This window comes from Candidatus Paceibacter sp., assembly GCA_013360865.1.
In the GTDB taxonomy this organism is placed as follows: domain Bacteria; phylum Patescibacteriota; class Minisyncoccia; order UBA9983; family UBA9983; genus SURF-57.
On the sequence record JABWAS010000004.1, the window covers coordinates 13,233 to 31,346 of the forward strand.

Here is an 18,114-nt window from a genome sequence, read left to right on the forward strand (position 1 = left end):
ATTACTTTATTACTTTATTTTTGTTTTTAACTTTTGGAGGTTAAAAATGAAGAGGGGTGTTTTTGGAATTATTAGTATTGTTTGTATTTTTTCTGCTTTATGGATGTTTGCTGGATGCGCTTCATCTCCAACACATTCATCCGTGTCTGTTGCCAAGACTGATTTGGCCGGGTATAGGGACTGGACAACCACTGTTTCCAGAGTCGTAATGGATAAATCCAGCCCGTTTTACGGATTCCAGAGAGTACTCGTAAACGACATCGCGCTTCCTGTTTACAAAAGCGGGGGAAGTTACCCCGAAGGAAGCGTTTTAATTCTTGAATTTAACGAACCAATGGCGGAAGGTAACGATACCGCGATGGGAAAAACAAACTGGCTGGCGGTGATGACTCGCGATTCGGCGGCAACGCAGACAGGCGGCTGGATATTTTCGGCCGTTGACGGGAAAACAATGACCGTTAAGGCCGATGTTGACCCTGTGGCAGGTTGTTATAACTGTCATACTGCCCGAAAGGATAATAATTATATTTTTTCACGGTACAGCTATTAAGTTTAATTTTAAAACGTTTATTGTGTTAGACATGAGGCAATCGTCTTTAGTTCAGACGGTTGCCTCTTTTTTATTTCGGAAGGTTGTATATAATGAAGCATGAGTCAAAAGGCGAACGGTTAACTTATCAGGTAAAATTTATTTTAAAAACATGAAAGGATTTCACACAAACATAGAAAAAGACACTTTGGATAACAATAATTATCGCAAGGTGCTTTACACTTCTAAGCATAGCCAGCTGGTGCTAATGAGCCTTAAGCCAACGGAAGAGATAGGGATGGAGGTTCATCCGGACAACGACCAGTTTTTCCGCTTTGAAAAAGGTGTGGGCAAGTGCGTTATAGACGGACATGAATACGAGGTGAAAGACGGCTCGGCCATAGTTGTGCCAGCTGGAGCGCGGCACAATGTTATAAATGTTTCCGATTCGCAGGAATTAAAACTTTATACCATCTATTCTCCTGCCCACCACAGGGATGGCGTGGTAAGGGTGACGAAATCTGAAGCCGAAGCCGATAGTCCGGAATTTGACGGCAAAACAACGGAGTAAAAAAGCCAAGCAAAAACCGACCTGCTAGGTTGAAGAAGTTAAAACCTGGCAGGTCGGTTTTTCAGTTTGAAATATTTTTTCATTTATGCGAAAATAATGCCTATGAAAAAGAATCCAAATGGAAACTTAAACGAACGCCCGGTCGTTTTTTTTATTTTTGGAGCGACGGGGGACTTGGCCGCCAAGAAAATAATTCCAGCGCTGTTTAATCTTTATGGGAAGAAAGCGCTGCCGAAAAATTTTAAAATCGTCGGCTTCGCGCGCAAAGATTACAACGGCGGAAAATTCGCCGAGTACTCGGCGGAGATAGTGAAAAAGCGCTTCGGCGAAAATGTTCCGGAGAAAGAGCTTAAAAGTTTCCGCAAGTTGTTTGAGTATCATCAAGGCCAGCTTCCGGACATGGCGGCTTACGCCAGCCTGGCGGAGAAAGTAAAAAAGATGGATGGAAAAAGCGGCGATACTTGCGACAAAATTTTCTATCTTTCCATCGCGCCGGAATTTTACGGAACCGTTTTGGAAAACATCGCCGCGTCCGGACTTGATTCTTCCAAAACCAGAGGCGGCGGCCGCGCGAGGATAATAATAGAAAAACCTTTCGGCGACAATCTTAAGTCGGCCCAAAAAATTGAAGCTTTAATCGGGAGGCTCTTCAACGAAGATCAGATTTACCGCATTGACCATTATTTGGGCAAAGAAATGCTGCAAAACATCCTGGCTTTCCGTTTCGCCAATAATTTACTGGAAAGTTCCTGGAGCAATAAAACCATAGAGAGCATCAACATCAGTCTGCTGGAAGAGTTGGGCGTGGAGCACCGCGGCGCGTTTTACGACGCGGTGGGGGCGTTCCGCGACGTCGGGCAAAACCACTTGCTGCAGGCGCTGGCGCTGATAACAATGGAACGGCCGAAGAAATACGACGCCGATTCCATTATAAAAAACCGGGCCGAGTTGTTGGAGCAACTGATTCCGCCGTCGGGAAAGGCGGTAACCTCATCCGCTTTCCGCGCCCAGTACAAAGGCTACGGCAAAATTGAAGGGGTGAAGCCGAGTTCGCGGACGGAAACATATTTTAAAGTGAAAGCCGCCCTTTCTTCTCCGAGGTGGAAAGGCGTGCCGATAATTCTGGAGGGAGGGAAGAGAATGGGCGAAAGGCTCAAAGAGATAGTCGTTTCCTTCAAACCGGCGTCGCCGCTTTCCGGCCTTGGCTCGTCTCGCGGCCTGCCTCGCAAGGCGGGCGAAGCGGCGGGCGGAATCGCTTGCCAAAGCGAGCTTGTCTTCCGGTGGGAGCCGGAGGAAAGGATAAAAATAAAATTCTGCTCCAAAAAGCCTGGCGCCAAAGCGGAAGTGGAGGGCAGGGAATTTGATTTCTTCTACCGCGATTCTTCAGAAAGGGTGCAGTACGTTGAGGAGTATGAGAAGCTGATTTCCGATTGTTTGGCCGGGGACAGGACGCATTTTATAAGCGCCAGAGAAATATACGCGATGTGGAAGTTTGCCGACGCGGTGGTCAGAGGCTGGGAGAAGAATCTGGCGCCGCTCCATTCTTACGAGCCGGGCAGTAAAAATTTTTCCTGACTAAAAATTAATAAAAAAGCCCCGCGCCGAGATCGCCTCGGTCGCGGGAAAAGCTTAGTTTTTTATTTTCTGACTCTTATTTTCAAAACAACTTTCAGTGAAGGAATTTTGTAATCATGTTCTTCGTTGAAAGGCTCTTTGTTAACGTAAAATCTTACTCGGGCCTTTCCTTTCTTAATGCCTTCAATAAAAAAGCAGGCCACGCCTTTTTCATCAGTGAAAACAATTCTCTCCGAACTTTTATCGCCGGAATCGTTTAAAAAAACTACTTTTTTCCGGTTGCCCTTTTTTATTTTCCCCGTCACTGGTATATTAACCAATCCTTCTCCTTCTTGGCATTTAACTGTTATCAGCACAGTAGCCGTTTCTCCGACATTTATCTCAATATTATTGATAAGAATGTCCAGAGATGAAACTTCACTGCATCTTTGTTGCGGAGGGGTAGGTTCCGGGCTTGGCTTAGGAGTCGGGGTTGGTGTTATTGCCGGTGTGGGAGTAGGGGGTGGCTTGGTCGGAGAAGGGGATGGACTCGGTGTCGGCGTTGCTGCGTGAGTCGGCGTCGGTGAGGGTTGTGGAGTTGGGGTCAAAGTCAATGTTGGGGTTGGCGACGGTGTCGGTATCGGCGGAGGTGGGACGTTGCCCAAGTCATCCGTCCAGACTCTTAATATTTCTTCCGGCGTCAGGACTTTGTCGTAAACCCTGACATTGTCAATTTTACCGTCAAATGGAAAATTATTTTTTCCGAATACATTCCCAATAGTCAGTTTATCACCGGTTGACCTTATCGTTTCCGACGGTTCTGCTTGGACTGAAACTACAAATGGTTGAATATCTTTCGTCCCCTTGTAAAAAATTATATTGTCTGTTCCCGGCAAGGCGGCGCCATTGTAAGTCAGGGCAACGAAAACCCACTCGTTGGGGTTTTCAAAATTACCGCTCTGCCGGTCCGTTTCATGTCCGTTGTAATGAAACACGAAATCTTTGTATTTGAAAGCTATATTCCACCCTTCGTCACCGGAGCCTTTATAAACAGGAAAGGATCCGTTGCCATCGTTTTGATCGGTCAGGTGCCAAAACGTGACCGTCATTTGTTTCAACCCGTCCGCCAACGCGCTTGATTCCGCTTCACATCTTCCACCGGTTCCGGCCATTTCGGTGGAGGCGGTGTTATCAAAACAGCGATCTCCGGGTTGTCCGGATATACCTTCACCGTCAGGTGAACGCAGGTCGGCATTGTTGCCATTCGCGTCCTTCATTGTAAAGTTTCCCTTTTGCGAGCCGGCATTGTGGATGGTGGAGCCCCCATCCTCATTAAAAGTTAGGTGAACCAGGGCTGGCGGTAAATCGTCCGGCAAAACAAACTTGATATAAGACATAGACAATAAAGCAAAAACAATAACCCCTATCCAAACAAAATCAAACCTTAATATCTTCACGTTCTTCCTCCTTCTTTTTCCTTTTTTGTCAAAAATAAGTGTCTTTATTTTTATTGAAAAGTGCTCAGTTTTATCTAATTATTTTTACCATTTTTGTTGTTTGTTGTCAATTTTTGCCACGGTCAGTTCCAGAATTAATTGCAACACCTGATTAGAAGTTAAACTAATTAGGCCATGAAGAAAAAATACAAAGGCGGCAAGCCCCGCAATGGCTCCGGTAAATACAATGCCGATGTAGCCCACCGAAAGGCGCTGGCAAGAATTGCCAATGGAGGCAATATTCCTAAAACCGCCAAGTGCAAGCGTTTGAAATCATATATCGAGGCCAAGCTCAAAGACGAGCGGTGGTCGCCCGAGCAAGTGAGTATTCGCCTGCCTCATGAATTTCCGAAAGATGAGTCGATCTGTAGGGTACCCCTTTCTTAGGACACCTTCTCCATATGTTTGATTGTATCAATTTTATTGGCGGCGGCAAACTGAACCGGCGCCATTTTTAACGCAACTGGGAATAAAAGGATTCCTGATAACCGTTCTCCCAAGGACAGCCCGGTTTGGAACGAGAGATTAAGGAACCGACATTTTCCAGAATGGTTCTGAAACCCTTTTCGAAAAATTGCGGAGGGTACAGGATTTGAACCTGTGAGGGGATTTCTCCCCAACCGCATTTCGAGTGCGGCGCGTTAGACCACTCTGCCAACCCTCCAAGTCTATTTTTAGCACAAAATAAGGGCATTTACAATTGAGCCGTTTTAGGTTAAATTTATATTGTTTAAGGGCGGTTAGCTCAGTTGGTTAGAGCGTTACATTGACATTGTAAAGGTCAGAGGTTCGACTCCTCTACCGCCCACAAGCTCGTTTCGAGCTTACGGCCCTATCGTCTAACGGTTAGGACATCGGCTTTTCAAGCCGGTAATCGGGGTTCGATTCCCCGTAGGGTCAAAAAAATAGGAAGAAAAATGCGGAGCATTTTGCGACCATATTTTTGTAGATACTATGGGGAATCGAAAGCCGGAGTTCCGCTTTGCGGAACGAGGCGGGGTCGCGAAAATTTGCGAAGCAAATTATTTGTGACCGATTCCCCGTAGGGTCAAAAACATGGACAACATATATCTCGTACAAAGAACATTCCAATATGATTATATATATTTTGATGCCGTTTTTTTAATAATCTGGATTGCTGTTTTGATTTATAAAAAAGAACATAGGGCGTTGCTGTTTGCTGTTGCTGTATCACCGTTGATTTATTTTATAGACGCTTATGTTTGGTGGAACAGTAAAATAGGGGATACTTATGTAAGGGAATATTGGATTAATGGCGTGCAAGTTCCTCACCCAGTTGGAAATTATTTTGTTACTAAATTCGGGGCAGATTTTATGATGACAATTTCCTATTCTTTATTTACATTCGCTTGGATTTGGATATTTTTTAAATATTTTAGAAGTAATAAGACTATAATTCCCATTAAGTACGCGATTCTGTGGTTGTCTTTCTGGATATTTACTCCGGCATTATCAATTATGGCAAAAATAAATGATTCCACCGTTTACGCCGTTAGGCATATGCAATCGCAATATTTTATTTGGATTCTAGCCACCATTATATCCTATTTTGTTTTAGCGTTTGTTTATAAAAAAGAAAAAGTAATAGTTTTAAAACTATTTTGCGCGGGTTTTGTCGCTGTTATTATTATGGAATTTCCTCTTTTCGTTTTTAATATAAGACAGATGGGCTTTAAAATATTAATCTTTGACGGTTTTTTTATGATAAATCAAGCTATCCCGGCGCTTTATATATTCTATGATAAGGTTTTAATGAAGCGGTTCAACTTTCCAAAAAATATTTTTCCTATATAATTTTCTTATGCCAAAAATCGTTCACAACATAGAAGGCTGTATCGGGTGCGGTTCTTGCGCGGCGGTTTGCCCGAAATTTTGGGACATGGATTACGAAAAAGCCAAAGCTGTTTTAAAGGGCGGCAAAATAAATGACGCTGGTAATGAGTCCGAACTGGAAATAACTGATAACGAAGAAGATATTAAATGCAACCAAGAGGCGGCGGATGTTTGCCCGACGCAAGTAATTAAAATTATAAAATAAGAATGACATACGATTTAATTATCATCGGCGGTGCGACCACCGGCCTGACGGCCGGCATTTACGCCGCGAGGAAAAAGTTGAATGCCCTAATTGTCACCGAAGAAGTCGGCGGCCAGACGTTGCTGACGGACAACATAGAAAATTATCCCGGGTTTGAATCCGTCTCCGGACACGAACTGATAAATAAAATAAAAAATCAGGTTAAGAAATACGGTTTGCCGATAATGGAAGGCAAAGAGGTTGAGTCGGTTGAAAAAAGCGGAGATTTATTTGCCGTAAAAATAAAGGGCGGGGAAGCACTATCCGCTAAAACAATCATTATCGCCACGGGGAAAAATCCCCGGCGCCTCAATGTGCCGGGCGAAAATGAATTTGAGAATAAGGGTGTAGTTTATTGCTCCACCTGCGACGCTCCGCTTTTCGGCGGCAAGGACGTAGTGGTGGCGGGCGGAGGAAACTCCGGCCTCAATTCTGCTTTTGACTTGCTGAAGTACGCCAACAAAATTTACGTTATGGAAAGCTCGGACAAGTTTCTGGGCGACGAGTTCCTGCAGGAAAAATTAAGACAAAGCGACAAGGTGGAATTTATAACCAACGCCGACATCAAAGAAATAAAAGGCGGCGGTTTTATGGAAAAGGTAGTTTATTTTGATAAAAAAGAAAATAAAGAAAAAGAGCTGACGGCGCAGGGAATTTTCGTAAATATCGGCTGGATTCCTGCGACTAATTTTATAAAAGGTTTTGTTGAATTAAATAATTGGGGTGAAGTAGTTATTGATCCCAAAACCAATCAAACTTCAGTAAAAGGTGTTTTTGCCGCCGGCGACGCGACGGACGTAAAATACAAACAGTGCGTCATCGCCGCCGGAGAAGCCGCAAAAGCGGCCTTGTCGGCGTACGAGTATCTGAAAAACATCAAAAACTAAAAATAAAAACAACCGTTTGTGGAGTTGACAATTTATATGTTTTAATGCTAATTTTTATTTGATTCTATTGTTCTTTAATAGTTTTATAAGAGTTAAAAACGTTAACTAAAAATTCATTTGAGGAAAGAAAGGAGAATGCTTTGTGAACGATAAATTATCTTTGTGTCACAGAATTGCCAAAAAATTATTTATCTACATCAACAATCACAATGGAGAAAAAAAAGATAGAGTTCTAAGGGACGAGCAAATGGCTGTTTTTGGAGAAATGGCAGAATTTTTTAACCGCGGAGAGCATGAAGGTTATATCAAGCTTCCTACGGGAGTTGGTAAAACTGTTTTATTCATTGAGTTTCTTAAGGCAACGGGATTAAAGTCCATAATAGTAGTGCCAACCAATGTAATAACGGATCAAACAAAGAATCGGATAGAAGAATTTGCAGATAGTCTCGATTACGGAATTATAAACGCTTATGAAAAGGATTATGGCAAAACAATATCTATCACCACTTACAAGTCGCTTATACTCCAAGTAAGTAGCGGAAAAATAAGTCCTAAAGATTATGAATGCGTCATTCTGGATGAAGCGCATAAAGCTCTTGGAAAAAAAGTGACAGAGATAATCAAACTTTTTCCTGAAGCCGTTAAAATTGGCTTTACCGCTACTCCACGTTATTCTGACGACAAGCATTTAGCTCACTTATTAACTAATGAAATAACGAGCATGTCAGTTCGTTCAGCGATTGAGGGTGGCTTGTTGTCAGGTTGTTCTGTTGTTTTTGCAATGACAGAAGTCAATATCTCACAGGTAAGCGTGCAAAATGGAAACTATTGCGAAGGAGAACTTGTAAAAGCCATAAATATTGAAAGCAGGAACTTTGGCGCTGTCGATATTTATAAGAAAATGTTTTCAGGCAAGAGTTCTATTGTGTATTGCGCAAGCATAAAACATGCTGAACAGGTTGCTTCATTATTTCAGAGTAATGAAATACCAGCCAGGGCGATAAGTTCTAAAAACAATAACAAAGAAAGGGAAAGCATGCTGAGAGATTTTTCTTCGGGAAAGATCAAGGTCTTATGTAATGCCGACCTCTTGATTCATGGTTTTGATGAGAAAAAGGCAAGTGTTTGCATAAATCTTTGTCCTACTCTTTCGCTTGTTGTTGCGGAACAGAGAGCTGGGCGAGTCTTGAGACTGGATAATGAGAATCCGGATAAAGAGGCTTTTGTTGTTGATTTCTTGGATGTTACCAGAGCAAGCGCTTACCAACCAATCAGCTTTGCCGAGATATTAAACGGAGCAGATGTCAGGGGGCGAACCAACAGTCGCGACAATCGCCATAATAATCAGTTTGTTGGCGGCAACGGCCATGATTTTAGCATTGGTAAAATAAAAGTAATCGCCAATGCTGAAATAATAATGAGAGTTATAAACGAGAGAAGGTTGCTAAGAAAGGCGACTAACAATTGGCTCAACTACGCTCAGTTTAAAGACTCGATAACCCGCGCTTTCGCTGAAATGATGGGCAGCAATTGGTCGGTCGAAATAATGGGTGGCTTTATCGAAAAAATTAAAGAAGCCGAACCAGGCTGGTTTAGTGAAAGCAAAGAAGGCGAAAGTCTTAATTATTTTTGCGATCCTGCGCTTGTAAATTCCCTAAAAGCAGAATTTAAAAAAATAACTTCAGTGTGGATTAACCAAATCGACTTGGCGGAAAGATTAAAAATCAGTGAAATTGCTTTATTGGAGTTCGCACGTGTTATTAATGGTAATCTCGAAGAGGGTATTATCATTGATAAGATTGTAAACATTGACGGTAGGGAAGAAAAGATTCATTACATCCCGAGAAACATTCTCATGAAAAGGGTAAATGGAGTTAGGTTGGTGTATTTTTCGCCTAAGATGGTAAATTTGCTTGAGATAGAATTAAGAAAGAGCTCAGGTTCAGGACAAAGTAAACACGACGACAGTTCTTACCTAACAGAAGAAGAGTTAATAAATTTTCTTCTTACTAGTTTTGGTATGAGTGGTGACACAGAGGCCCAAGTCAAAATAAAGTCTTTTATTAGAAATTTTTTAAAAAAAGACCGCATTAGAGTAAAAAATCCTTTTTGGTTCCGCAATAAGGTTGTTATCAGGGAATCTTATTCACCGGAATTCATTGAATTAATTAAGGGAGAAGTTAAAAATAAAGTTTACAATGACGAAAACGCAACCGGCGTTCACCAAAAGAATATCTTACTTTATATGTGCAGAGAAAGGGGTATAAGTGTTCCTAGCTTCACTTTTACCATTACAGGACCGGACAATAGTCCTACTCATAGTTGTTTGTGTTTTCTGAATGACGGCGGGAAAGTTATTAAAACAACCGGAACAGCCAAAACAAAAGCAGAGTCGAAAAAAATAGCAATAACAGAAATGTGTTCGTTATTGCGGTCTTAAATGAAATTTTGTTTGATTTGAAATGTTAACAAAAAAAAGGGGGGCAAAAGAACATTGCCCTCCTTAATTTTTTGAATAAGCTTGTTTATTTATTCCTTCTCAAAAAAGCCGGAATCATGTCCCAAGAGTCGTTGTCCTTGTCTTTATCTTCCTTTTTTGGCGTGAACATTTCTTTTTCTTCTTTGGGTTTGTCACGGAAATCTTTGAAGATTTTCGGTTCTTTGTTTTCGGTTGCCGGAGCGGTTTCCGTCTGGAAAGAAAACGGCTTCTTGATATTATTGGTTTTCGGCTCGGTGGGGAAGCCGGTGGCGATGACCGTTACCTTAACTTCGCCTTTCTTCAGCCTCTCGTCGTTTATCGTTCCGAAGATTACCTTGGCGTCGGGGTCTATTGATTCGGTGATGACGCCGGCAGCGTTTTGAATTTCCACCATCGTGAGGTCTGGTCCGCCGGAGATGGCAAAGAGCACGCCCTTGGCTCCGTCTATTGTGATGTCCAACAAGGGGGAGTTTATAGCCATTCTGGCGGCTTCTTCGGCCCTTTTTTCCCCCTGGCCGGTGCCTATGCCCATCAAAGCCGAGCCGGCGTTTTGCATTACGGTTCTGACGTCGGCGAAGTCAACGTTGATGATGCCGGGCATCGTGATAAGGTCGGAAATTCCTTCCACGGCCTGTTTGAGGACGTCGTCGCACATCTGGAAAGCGGAAAGAAAAGTCGTGTCCTTGCCGACGATGCTCAAAAGCCGGTCGTTGGGTATGGCGATCATGGCGTCAACGGAGTCCTTCAGATTTTCCACTCCCAATTCCGCCAGCCTTGTTCTCTGCATTCCTTCAAAACCGAAAGGTTTGGTAACAACGCCGATGGTGAGTATCCCTTGCTCTTTGGCGATTTTGGCCACGACCGGTCCGGCGCCCGTTCCCGTGGCTCCGCCGAGCCCGCAGGCCACGAATACCATGTCGGCGCCTTTGATTGTTTCCTGCAGAGCTTCTTTTGTTTCTTCCGCGGCGCGTTTGCCGAGTTCGGGGTTCATGCCGCCGCCCAGTCCGCGGGTGACGTTTTTGCCGATATGGATTTTTTTGGAGGCCAGGCTGTGGTGGAGCTTCTGGGCGTCGGTGTCAACGGTGATGAAGTCAATGTTTCTGACTTTGGAGCGCACCATATGATTGACGGAATTAGTGCCGGAGTTGCCGACGCCTATCACTTTTATTCTGGCGAAAGATTCTATTTCCGGGTTGATTTTGGACATGTTGCTTTACAGTCTATGCTCTTACGTAAAAAAGGTCAACACCCTGTGAAATGATTTTAAATTGAAAATTTAAAATCAAATTTCGGCATTAAAGCCAAAATTTATTTCACGGGGCTAAGGGAGAAGACCATGCAGCCATTTTTTTACGGTGCCGAATATTTTTTTGGCCGGTTCGCCTTCCTTTTCCCCGTCCGCGTCAAAAACATTTTCGCCCGCGCCGCAGACGCAAAGTCCGAGCGCTACGGACCAGCCAGGGTCGTTAAGCAGCTGGTCGCGCAGGTTGTTGGTGGGGGCGGTGATGTTTAAAGAATTGGCGGAATAAGGAAGCAACGAGCCAACTTTTGCCGGTAGACGAAGAGATGCCCTGGCTATATCCTGAAGATTAAACAGATTGGAACCGCTTCCGGTCATTATGATTCCGGCAGGAAGAACTTGGTGGCGGTTTATTTTTTTAAGATGGCTTTCTATCATTTCAAAAATGTCGTTCAGCCGGGCTTCTATTATGTCGGCCAGTTTTTTCTTCAGCCCGGGGGAGTCGGAGCCGTAGTTCATTTTCATTTTTTCCGCTTCGTCCAGCGGCACCTGCAGTCCGAGGGCGATGTCGTTGGTTATGTGCGAAGAACCGATGGGGAAGACCTCCAACGATATCGGCAGGCCGTCCTCAAAGACGACCACGGAAACGGTGCTGGCGCCGATGTTTACCAGAACGCAGCCGGTTTCTTTCTGCTGTCTTGTCAGCACCGAGCAACTGGTGGCCAGGGGCGAAGCGATTATGTCGTCTATTACCAGCCCGGCCGCCTCCACTGTTTTTTCCAGGTTGGAAAAATGCAGATTGAGGCAGGTGACGAAAAGCGTTTCCACCTCAAGTTTAGTGCCTTTCATTTCGGTCGGGCGGCCGTGGACCAGGGCGTTGTCAACTTTAAACTGCAAAGGAATGGAGTGGATTATTTTTTTGTTGGCGACGTTGGCGAGATTGGATTCGCTTTGGGCGACGAGGCGTTTGATGTCGTGCTCGGTTATTTCGCCGTCGGCGGTGGAAGTGCGGATTGTTCCCTTGGCCCGGGCGGAGCCGAGGCTTATCCCGCCCACGGAAACCACGGCGCTTCTTATGGAGGAGCCGGAAATTTTTTCCAGATTTTTGATGGTGGAAGAAATCGTCCGCGAAGCGCTCTCTAGATTGGTGATGTAGCCCTTGCGCACCCCTTCCGACTCTTTCTGCGCCGCCGCGACAATATGCAAAGAACCGTCCTTTTTTTGTTCGACGGAGATGGCTCTTACGCTTGAGCTTCCGATATCAAGACCGGTGATTATTTTTCTGGCCATGTCAAATTTGCCATTATCCTTTGATTATACAATATTATAAACCATCGCTTCCCGAATAGGAATTGTGAATAATAGCTTATTTTACGACATTTGCATGGAATGTCCGGCTTATTTGCTCAAAGATTATTTTCAACCTAATATTTTTAATTGTTTTAACTCCTCCTTTTTCAGGTGAAGCTGTCGCTATTCCTTTTTGTCGCTATTCCTTTTTGTTGCAGCTCTGATTCATAAATTGGAACTATAAAGTCTGCGGCTGCTTTTAGTTTTGAAGAAGATTGTCTGCCTCTTTTTTCTGGCGGGTATCCTTTGATAAACTCAATTACCCCAGCCTGCTTGCCTTTATGTTTAATTCTTTGGATTGATGGAATGCTGTCCGCATCCCCAGAAATTATCAGTGCGACATCATATATATCAGCAAGAGTAACCATGTCAACCGCCAAGGAAGTATCAATACCTTTCTCGTATAAATTTTTATTTAGTATGTCTACTTTTAAATGACCACAAGCAATAATATCTATAAAATCAGTTCCAGAGCTAACACCAAAATGAAAATCACGCAACCCATCAACATATTTTTTCTTTTGGTTATACCACGTGCTAATCTCGCTGAAACAAAGACGCCATGCTTCGCTAGCTAATTCTATTGGCGATGCTTCTGTTGAAGATAAATTGCTCCCCGCCAATGCCAAATATTTACGCTGCAGATCTTTGTCAGATTTAAACCAGTCCAAAAGCTGATTCTTAGATTCTGGTTCATCCAGTTTCCAAATATCAATTGAACCGACCGCGTACCAAAGCACCCTAATCAAACGAGCTTGTCCATAACCTCCGCCCATTACAGAGGAGCTCCAGGAATCTATAGCCTGTTTTAAAATATAGTTTAAAAAAGTTCCGTACTCTTTAACACGCAAATTAAGATACTTTAGAGAGCCTGTAAGGTTTGAACCGTCAACGAATATAATAAACCTAGTCATTGAATTATATCAAATAAATAACAGCCTTAATATTAAATGGCAACTTTATAATTTTTTAAATTATGTTCCCAAATCCTGATAACTTTCCAACCTAATTTTTTATAATAATTGTTTACTTCCTTGTCTCTTTGTTTATTTCTTTCAATTTTTAGCAACCAGTAATTTTTTCTTGTTAACGGCAAACGACAATGTTTTCTGCAGCCATGCCAGGAACATTCATCACTTCGTCGTTAAACTTTCGGATTATGCCGTCCTCGTTTCTAAAACCGCCCTTCTCGGCTTGCAAGCCAAGTTAATTTAAAAAGATCTTCTCCGGTTGTATGAAATTCAAATAATGCATCCGCACCTTCTTTTTCAACACTAATCATATTTTCGTCTTTTAAACAATCAACTGTAATCAATCCGTTTTTATCACAAATGTCGATTATTTCTTGGAGTGTATAATCTTTATCTTTCGTAAAAATATCCATAACTACAAATAGCAAACAAACATCATTATTTTGTCGTGCTTTTTCAAATTGCATACAGCACAAAGTAATCTGATATTTTTTTCTGTCAAACTTGTTCCCCCTTTTGCGTATGGCAAATCGTGGTCATAGTGTAGGTTTTCTGCTGAACCACATATAACGCATTTTCCTCTATCTCTTTCCCAAACTTTCACCTTTACCGATGTTGGTATAAGTCGGTTAAACGGTAAATCCTCAACACGATTAAAAATTTTGGTCAAAACCGGTTTCAAATAAAACTTGAAAACGTTTCTTTTACCGTCCGACACTTGCTTAACATCAATCAATTGAAAAAATCCTTTTATTGACCAAACGCCAACGTCAATTTTTTCATAAACTTTCACAAGTTCTGGGTCTTTTTTTAAACCGCTTTTGAAATCCATTGCCGCTTTGTAAAATTTTCCATTCTCTGTCCAAGTTCCATTTGGCGTTTCAAGTGGTTGGTCTTTTTCTTTTGGGTCAATTCCACCTTCGGCTCTGGCATCGTGCCCTTCGTAAATTAAATTTCCGTTTTCATCAAATCCATCATTATAAACCGCATCTTTCCTTTGCGACATCAACAAAATTGAATGTTTTCTTTTACCATCGGAAAAAACCATGCCGCGTTGCAGCGGCATTTTTTCCATTGCCACCATTTCGTGATATGAAATTATTTTATCGCTGTCTTGCATATTTATATTTTGATTAAATCGCCGTAATTTTTTTCTTCTTCGCCGAAAAAATCCCTGTAAGTTTTTACAGCGTTTTTATCTATTTCAGAAAACCCGACGCATTTCATTCCCAAGTTTTCAAGCCCGAGACGACCTCCGCCAATCCCGGCGCAAAAATCCATAAATTTAATTTTGTCACTAATCATACTTTGTATTATATAAGAAATGACACAATATAAAATATTTTCATCTAGCAATTGCGGGTAATTGTTTCAATCGGCAGACATTATTTTCTCCCAGTTTTTGGGGTGGAGTCCTCTCATCAGCGCCGCCTCGCTGTCGTCCATTTCTTCGCCGTGCTTGAAGCCCTTGAGATGCAGGAGAGAATGGATAAAAAGATAGTCGCCGTAATTTTTGCGGCGGTAGTTTTCGTTTATTAAAATTTCTCCGGAATTTTCAGAGAGAGGGAAGGAGAGGACATTGGCGGAATAATCTTTATGCCGGTAAATTTTGTTGAGTTTTGTCATTTCCTCCGGCGCGGCAAAGGCAAAACTCAAATCATAGTCTTTCCCCAAGACCTGATTTTTAAGTTTTAGCCAGCTTTGCTTCATGGTTTTAGAAAAGGCACAAGAAACAAATTTTGAAAATCCTGGGCGGGGGCGGCCGGCCGAGTCTGCGAGCCTGCCTGCCGGCAGGCAGGGCTGGGGCTAGAGGATTTTCCAAAATTTGGTTTCTGAAGCCTTTACTCTATAATACCTAGTTTCCTCAAGAGCTCGCCTTTTTTCTTTGAGGCTTCTCTTTTGAGCGCGTCTTCTTTTTTCTTCAGCTCCGATTTCGGCCTGTTTCTGAAGCGCATGCTTTTTATCCGGCTGATGTTGCCGGACTGCTTCACCCTCTGGCTGAATCTTCTAAGAAGGCTCAACGCTGTTTCGTTTTCTTTTCTTTTTACTTCAAGCATTTTTTATTTTTTTCCTCCTATTTTTTTCTTGATAATTTCCACGACCTTTTCAATGGGGACTGATTCCTGCGAACTCGTCGCCATGTCCCGTACAATAATGGAATTCTCCAGGCTTTCCTTTTGCCCCAATATAAGAACATGCGGCACATTCATCCTTGACGCAAGGGAGAGCTGGCTGTTCAGGTTATCTTTGCTTACGGATTGGGCGATGTAGATGCCGGCGGTTCTGAACATTTCTATCACCTTGAGGCTCTTCTGTTTGGCCGAGTGGCTCAACTGGATGAAGAAAACTTTGGGCACCCTCTTGTATTTTGGGGCGATCTTGTTTTCTTTCATCAGCGCCACGACCCTGTCCGCTCCGATGGCTCCACCCACGCCGGCGATATCTCTCCGACCGATTATCTTCGCCAGGCCGTCGTATCTTCCTCCGGAGGCGATGGTCAGTGGGTTGGCTCCCTCTTCTTTCGGCGCTTCTGGTATTATCTCAAAAACCGTTCGGGAATAATAATCCAGGCCGCGCACAAGATGAGTATCCAGAATGTAATTTATGCCGTTGGTGTCCAGAAATTCCAGGACTTCTTTAAAATGCTGCTTGCACGGAGCGCACAGCGAGTCCACGGTTTGCGGGGCGCCTTTTTTTATTTCCACGCATTTCGGTTCCTTGCAATCCAGCAGGCGCAGAGGGTTTTCTTTCAACCTTCTTTTGCAGTCTTTGCATAAGTTGGCGGCGTGCTTGCGGTAATAATTAACCAGTTTTTTGCGGTATTCGCCGCGGCACTCCTTGTCGCCTATGGAGTTTATAAGCACCGTCGTCTGGGGCAGACCGAGCTCTTTTAACGTGAGCGTGAGTATCTGGATTATCACGGCTTCGCCCACCGGCTTTGGTTCGCCTATCATTTCCAGATTAAACTGCTGGAATTCGCGGAAGCGGCCTTTTTGCGGGCTTTCGTGGCGGAAGAACGAACCCTTGCACCAGAGCATCACCGGCTGGGGCAATGTTTGCATGCCGTGTTCCAGATAAGATCTCATTATGCCGGCGGTCGCTTCCGGCCTCATCACCAGTTTTTCGCCCCCGTCGGTTTTAATATAGTACATCTGCTTTTCCACAATGTCGGAAGTGGTTCCCAGTGTGGCGGTAAAAAGGTCAACGTTTTCCAGAATGGGGGTTTGAATAGGCTTGAAGCCATAATAAGAGGCAATCTCTTCGCCTTTGTCAAAAATGTTCTGGTAAAGCACATAGTCTTCCGCCAGAATATCGTGCATCCCTTTCGGGCTTTGGATATTTTGTTTATTGTCAGACATATTAATTAGCTTGTAGGCATTAGCTTGTAGGAGTTGTTTTTAGGGTTTTAGCCTAAAAAGCTAATTCCTAAGGCCTAATTCCTGCTTTAATACCCCGGAAACAAGCCTATCTTATTAAGCGGCCAGAGGCGGACAAACGATCTGCCGATAATGAATTTCTCCGCCACGGGACCCCAGTATCTGGAATCGGAACTCTTGTCGGAATTGTCGCCGGTGACGAAATATTCTTTGTCTTTGATTTGGATTTCCTTACCGTCTATCATGGTTGCCGTTTCGTTGGGCAACGCGGCTATTCTTTTGATGAAAAACTTGGACGGGTCGTTAGGGTAGCGGAAGACTATGACCTCGTTCTTCTTCGGGTCTCGCAGGTGATAGGTAAACTCATCCACGATGAGATAATCGCCGTCGTTGTAAGTCGGCTCCATGGAGGCGCCGCTGACCAGAAACGGCTGGGCGACCCACAGCCTTATCGGCAAAACTATCGCCGCCACTATGAAGATGAATTTTAAAAAATCAAAAATAGATTCCTTCCGGTTTTTAACCGCGTCTTTGGAAGTAGTCTGTTCAAAAGAATTTTCGTTCATTATTGGCTAATAATACCTTATAATTTTGTTTATTGCAAGAATGTTATTAAAGTGATAATATCAAGGCGTGGTAAAAATATTCCGCTATAATTTAATATTCAGACCTGAACCAGAAGGAGGTTTTACTGTAACCGTCCCAAGCTTGCCGGGTTGTGTTTCTTATGGAGGAAATATTAAAGAAGCAAAAGAAATGGCGCGTGATGCTATAAGAGGGTATCTTTATAGTCTTGAGAAACACAAGGAATCAATTCCTTCCGATATTGATAATTTTGTTACTACTATAGACATAGAATCCAAAAAACAGCCGTCTAAAAAGTTGACTTATGTCTAAACTGCCGGTCTTAACTTCCAAGAAGTTGATTAAAATAATTGAGAAACTCGGTTTTCAGTTAGACCATAAAACCGGCAGTCATTTTATTTTTTACAATCAGGAAAATAAAAAACGAGTTACTGTTCCTTATCATTCCAAAGACTTACCCAAGGGAACAATTTTAAGTATTTTAAAACAAGCTGGAATAACAAAAGACGACGTAGAAAAAATTTCTTAGTGTCAAACTATTTAAAATAATCCCGTGCTGCCGAAACCGCCTTCGCCTCTTTTGCTTTCGTTGAGATTTTCCGCTTCCTCAATTTCCGGCCGTTCCACTTTCTGAATAAGCATCTGGGCTATTTTTTGCCCTTTTTTTATTTCAAAATCTTTTTGGCTAAGATTAACAAGAACGATAACTATTTCACCCCGATAGCCGGAATCTATCACTCCGGCCATTGTTTTAATACCGTCTTTGGCGGCCAGCCCGCTTTTATCCCAGACAAGGGCGGCATAGCCTTCCGGCATTTCCATTTTTACTCCCGTTCTTACATTTTTTCTTTCCCCGGCTTTAATAAGCGCTTCTTCCGTCGAAAAAACATCCATCCCCGCGTCGCCCGGATGGGCGTAAGAGGGAATTACCGCCTCCGCCGAAATTCTCTGGAATTTAATTAGCATTATGTTTAAAT

22 protein-coding genes and 3 tRNA genes are annotated in these 18,114 nt (G+C 43.1%); 12 read left to right on the forward strand and 13 right to left on the reverse strand.

The genetic code is table 11. From position 1 onward, the window contains the following. The first annotated feature begins 46 nt into the window (after positions 1-46). The 3 genes from HUT38_01280 to zwf all read left to right on the forward strand — a co-directional run bounded on the left by HUT38_01280 (position 47) and on the right by zwf (position 2,675). A complete protein-coding gene (locus HUT38_01280) occupies positions 47-550 on the forward strand; it encodes a cytochrome P460 family protein (protein NUQ57109.1) in 504 nt (167 codons plus the stop codon). A gap of 151 nt (positions 551-701) precedes the next feature. Next, positions 702-1,100: a cupin domain-containing protein gene (locus HUT38_01285; protein NUQ57110.1), complete on the forward strand. Its 399-nt coding sequence runs from the start codon at positions 702-704 to the stop codon at positions 1,098-1,100. A gap of 102 nt (positions 1,101-1,202) precedes the next feature. Then, positions 1,203-2,675 carry a glucose-6-phosphate dehydrogenase gene (gene zwf / locus HUT38_01290; GenBank protein ID NUQ57111.1) on the forward strand — a complete coding sequence of 491 codons (1,473 nt, stop codon included), beginning with the start codon at positions 1,203-1,205 and terminating at the stop codon, positions 2,673-2,675. A 62-nt stretch (positions 2,676-2,737) separates the two neighbouring features. On the opposite strand, the gene HUT38_01295 is transcribed toward zwf, so the two are convergent. Continuing rightward, on the reverse strand, positions 2,738-3,931 hold the full coding sequence (locus tag HUT38_01295) for a LamG domain-containing protein (protein NUQ57112.1): 1,194 nt from the start codon (positions 3,929-3,931) through the stop codon (positions 2,738-2,740). A gap of 354 nt (positions 3,932-4,285) precedes the next feature. Between HUT38_01295 and HUT38_01300 the strand changes: the two genes are divergently transcribed. Next, positions 4,286-4,537, forward strand: coding sequence for a hypothetical protein (locus HUT38_01300; GenBank protein NUQ57113.1), 252 nt, complete (start codon positions 4,286-4,288; stop codon positions 4,535-4,537). A 190-nt stretch (positions 4,538-4,727) separates the two neighbouring features. Here the strand turns inward: HUT38_01300 and HUT38_01305 are convergent. Further along, positions 4,728-4,814, reverse strand: a tRNA-Ser gene (locus tag HUT38_01305). Between the two features lie 70 nt (positions 4,815-4,884). Here HUT38_01305 and HUT38_01310 point away from each other — a divergent pair. From HUT38_01310 to HUT38_01335, 6 genes are all read left to right on the forward strand, one after another. Further along, positions 4,885-4,958, forward strand: a tRNA-Val gene (locus HUT38_01310). 20 nt (positions 4,959-4,978) lie between these two features. Then, positions 4,979-5,050 (forward strand) — tRNA-Glu (locus tag HUT38_01315). Positions 5,051-5,206: 156 nt separating this feature from the next. Continuing rightward, positions 5,207-5,965, forward strand: coding sequence for a hypothetical protein (locus HUT38_01320; protein ID NUQ57114.1), 759 nt, complete (start codon positions 5,207-5,209; stop codon positions 5,963-5,965). A 7-nt stretch (positions 5,966-5,972) separates the two neighbouring features. Then, positions 5,973-6,209, forward strand: coding sequence for a ferredoxin (locus HUT38_01325; protein ID NUQ57115.1), 237 nt, complete (start codon positions 5,973-5,975; stop codon positions 6,207-6,209). A gap of 2 nt (positions 6,210-6,211) precedes the next feature. Continuing rightward, positions 6,212-7,135, forward strand: coding sequence for an FAD-dependent oxidoreductase (locus HUT38_01330; GenBank protein ID NUQ57116.1), 924 nt, complete (start codon positions 6,212-6,214; stop codon positions 7,133-7,135). A gap of 142 nt (positions 7,136-7,277) precedes the next feature. Beyond that, positions 7,278-9,575, forward strand: coding sequence for a DEAD/DEAH box helicase family protein (locus HUT38_01335; GenBank protein ID NUQ57117.1), 2,298 nt, complete (start codon positions 7,278-7,280; stop codon positions 9,573-9,575). Between the two features lie 85 nt (positions 9,576-9,660). On the opposite strand, the gene ftsZ is transcribed toward HUT38_01335, so the two are convergent. From ftsZ to lepB, 10 genes are all read right to left on the reverse strand, one after another. Then, the gene (gene ftsZ, locus HUT38_01340; GenBank protein NUQ57118.1) at positions 9,661-10,821 is read right to left on the reverse strand and encodes a cell division protein FtsZ; all 1,161 of its coding nucleotides are present in this window, start codon (positions 10,819-10,821) and stop codon (positions 9,661-9,663) included. Between the two features lie 114 nt (positions 10,822-10,935). Beyond that, positions 10,936-12,144 (reverse strand): cell division protein FtsA, encoded by a 1,209-nt coding sequence (gene ftsA, locus HUT38_01345; GenBank protein NUQ57119.1) that lies wholly within the window; start codon positions 12,142-12,144, stop codon positions 10,936-10,938. A 167-nt stretch (positions 12,145-12,311) separates the two neighbouring features. Further along, entirely contained in the window at positions 12,312-13,118 is an 807-nt protein-coding gene (locus HUT38_01350) for an NYN domain-containing protein (protein ID NUQ57120.1), read from the reverse strand. Between the two features lie 260 nt (positions 13,119-13,378). Next, complete coding sequence (locus HUT38_01355; GenBank protein ID NUQ57121.1) at positions 13,379-13,588, reverse strand: hypothetical protein; 210 nt, start codon at positions 13,586-13,588, stop codon at positions 13,379-13,381. A gap of 2 nt (positions 13,589-13,590) precedes the next feature. Beyond that, positions 13,591-14,295: an HNH endonuclease gene (locus HUT38_01360; protein NUQ57122.1), complete on the reverse strand. Its 705-nt coding sequence runs from the start codon at positions 14,293-14,295 to the stop codon at positions 13,591-13,593. A gap of 2 nt (positions 14,296-14,297) precedes the next feature. Next, complete coding sequence (locus tag HUT38_01365; protein ID NUQ57123.1) at positions 14,298-14,465, reverse strand: DNA cytosine methyltransferase; 168 nt, start codon at positions 14,463-14,465, stop codon at positions 14,298-14,300. Between the two features lie 81 nt (positions 14,466-14,546). Further along, positions 14,547-14,885, reverse strand: coding sequence for an rRNA maturation RNAse YbeY (locus HUT38_01370; GenBank protein NUQ57124.1), 339 nt, complete (start codon positions 14,883-14,885; stop codon positions 14,547-14,549). A gap of 131 nt (positions 14,886-15,016) precedes the next feature. Next, positions 15,017-15,232, reverse strand: a complete 216-nt coding sequence (locus HUT38_01375) for a hypothetical protein (protein ID NUQ57125.1) — start codon at positions 15,230-15,232, stop codon at positions 15,017-15,019. 3 nt (positions 15,233-15,235) lie between these two features. Continuing rightward, positions 15,236-16,534 carry a histidine--tRNA ligase gene (locus HUT38_01380; GenBank protein ID NUQ57126.1) on the reverse strand — a complete coding sequence of 433 codons (1,299 nt, stop codon included), beginning with the start codon at positions 16,532-16,534 and terminating at the stop codon, positions 15,236-15,238. Between the two features lie 86 nt (positions 16,535-16,620). Then, a complete protein-coding gene (gene lepB, locus HUT38_01385) occupies positions 16,621-17,118 on the reverse strand; it encodes a signal peptidase I (protein ID NUQ57127.1) in 498 nt (165 codons plus the stop codon). A 67-nt stretch (positions 17,119-17,185) separates the two neighbouring features. Here lepB and HUT38_01390 point away from each other — a divergent pair, with 67 nt between their 5' ends. Both HUT38_01390 and HUT38_01395 read left to right on the forward strand, forming a co-directional pair. Next, positions 17,186-17,449, forward strand: a complete 264-nt coding sequence (locus HUT38_01390) for a type II toxin-antitoxin system HicB family antitoxin (protein ID NUQ57128.1) — start codon at positions 17,186-17,188, stop codon at positions 17,447-17,449. Then, the gene (locus HUT38_01395) at positions 17,442-17,666 is read left to right on the forward strand and encodes a type II toxin-antitoxin system HicA family toxin (protein ID NUQ57129.1); all 225 of its coding nucleotides are present in this window, start codon (positions 17,442-17,444) and stop codon (positions 17,664-17,666) included. The genes HUT38_01390 and HUT38_01395 overlap by 8 nt, the downstream gene beginning before the upstream one ends. An 11-nt stretch (positions 17,667-17,677) precedes the next feature. On the opposite strand, the gene dut is transcribed toward HUT38_01395, so the two are convergent. After that, positions 17,678-18,103 carry a dUTP diphosphatase gene (gene dut / locus HUT38_01400; protein NUQ57130.1) on the reverse strand — a complete coding sequence of 142 codons (426 nt, stop codon included), beginning with the start codon at positions 18,101-18,103 and terminating at the stop codon, positions 17,678-17,680. Between the last annotated feature and the right edge of the window lie 11 nt (positions 18,104-18,114).

Coding starts and splice junctions, on each gene's coding strand:
- HUT38_01320 (NUQ57114.1), top strand. CDS start 5,207: ATGGACAACATATATCTCGTACAAAGAACATTCCAATATGATTATATA.
- HUT38_01295 (NUQ57112.1), bottom strand. CDS start 3,931: ATGAAGGACGCGAATGGCAACAATGCCGACCTGCGTTCACCTGACGGT.
- HUT38_01375 (NUQ57125.1), bottom strand. CDS start 15,232: ATGCTTGAAGTAAAAAGAAAAGAAAACGAAACAGCGTTGAGCCTTCTT.
- HUT38_01350 (NUQ57120.1), bottom strand. CDS start 13,118: ATGACTAGGTTTATTATATTCGTTGACGGTTCAAACCTTACAGGCTCT.
- HUT38_01300 (NUQ57113.1), top strand. CDS start 4,286: ATGAAGAAAAAATACAAAGGCGGCAAGCCCCGCAATGGCTCCGGTAAA.
- lepB (NUQ57127.1), bottom strand. CDS start 17,118: ATGAACGAAAATTCTTTTGAACAGACTACTTCCAAAGACGCGGTTAAA.
- HUT38_01285 (NUQ57110.1), top strand. CDS start 702: ATGAAAGGATTTCACACAAACATAGAAAAAGACACTTTGGATAACAAT.
- HUT38_01380 (NUQ57126.1), bottom strand. CDS start 16,534: ATGTCTGACAATAAACAAAATATCCAAAGCCCGAAAGGGATGCACGAT.
- HUT38_01280 (NUQ57109.1), top strand. CDS start 47: ATGAAGAGGGGTGTTTTTGGAATTATTAGTATTGTTTGTATTTTTTCT.
- HUT38_01330 (NUQ57116.1), top strand. CDS start 6,212: ATGACATACGATTTAATTATCATCGGCGGTGCGACCACCGGCCTGACG.
- HUT38_01370 (NUQ57124.1), bottom strand. CDS start 14,885: ATGAAGCAAAGCTGGCTAAAACTTAAAAATCAGGTCTTGGGGAAAGAC.
- HUT38_01360 (NUQ57122.1), bottom strand. CDS start 14,295: ATGCAAGACAGCGATAAAATAATTTCATATCACGAAATGGTGGCAATG.
- dut (NUQ57130.1), bottom strand. CDS start 18,103: ATGCTAATTAAATTCCAGAGAATTTCGGCGGAGGCGGTAATTCCCTCT.
- HUT38_01355 (NUQ57121.1), bottom strand. CDS start 13,588: ATGGATATTTTTACGAAAGATAAAGATTATACACTCCAAGAAATAATC.
- ftsZ (NUQ57118.1), bottom strand. CDS start 10,821: ATGTCCAAAATCAACCCGGAAATAGAATCTTTCGCCAGAATAAAAGTG.
- HUT38_01395 (NUQ57129.1), top strand. CDS start 17,442: ATGTCTAAACTGCCGGTCTTAACTTCCAAGAAGTTGATTAAAATAATT.
- HUT38_01325 (NUQ57115.1), top strand. CDS start 5,973: ATGCCAAAAATCGTTCACAACATAGAAGGCTGTATCGGGTGCGGTTCT.
- zwf (NUQ57111.1), top strand. CDS start 1,203: ATGAAAAAGAATCCAAATGGAAACTTAAACGAACGCCCGGTCGTTTTT.
- ftsA (NUQ57119.1), bottom strand. CDS start 12,144: ATGGCCAGAAAAATAATCACCGGTCTTGATATCGGAAGCTCAAGCGTA.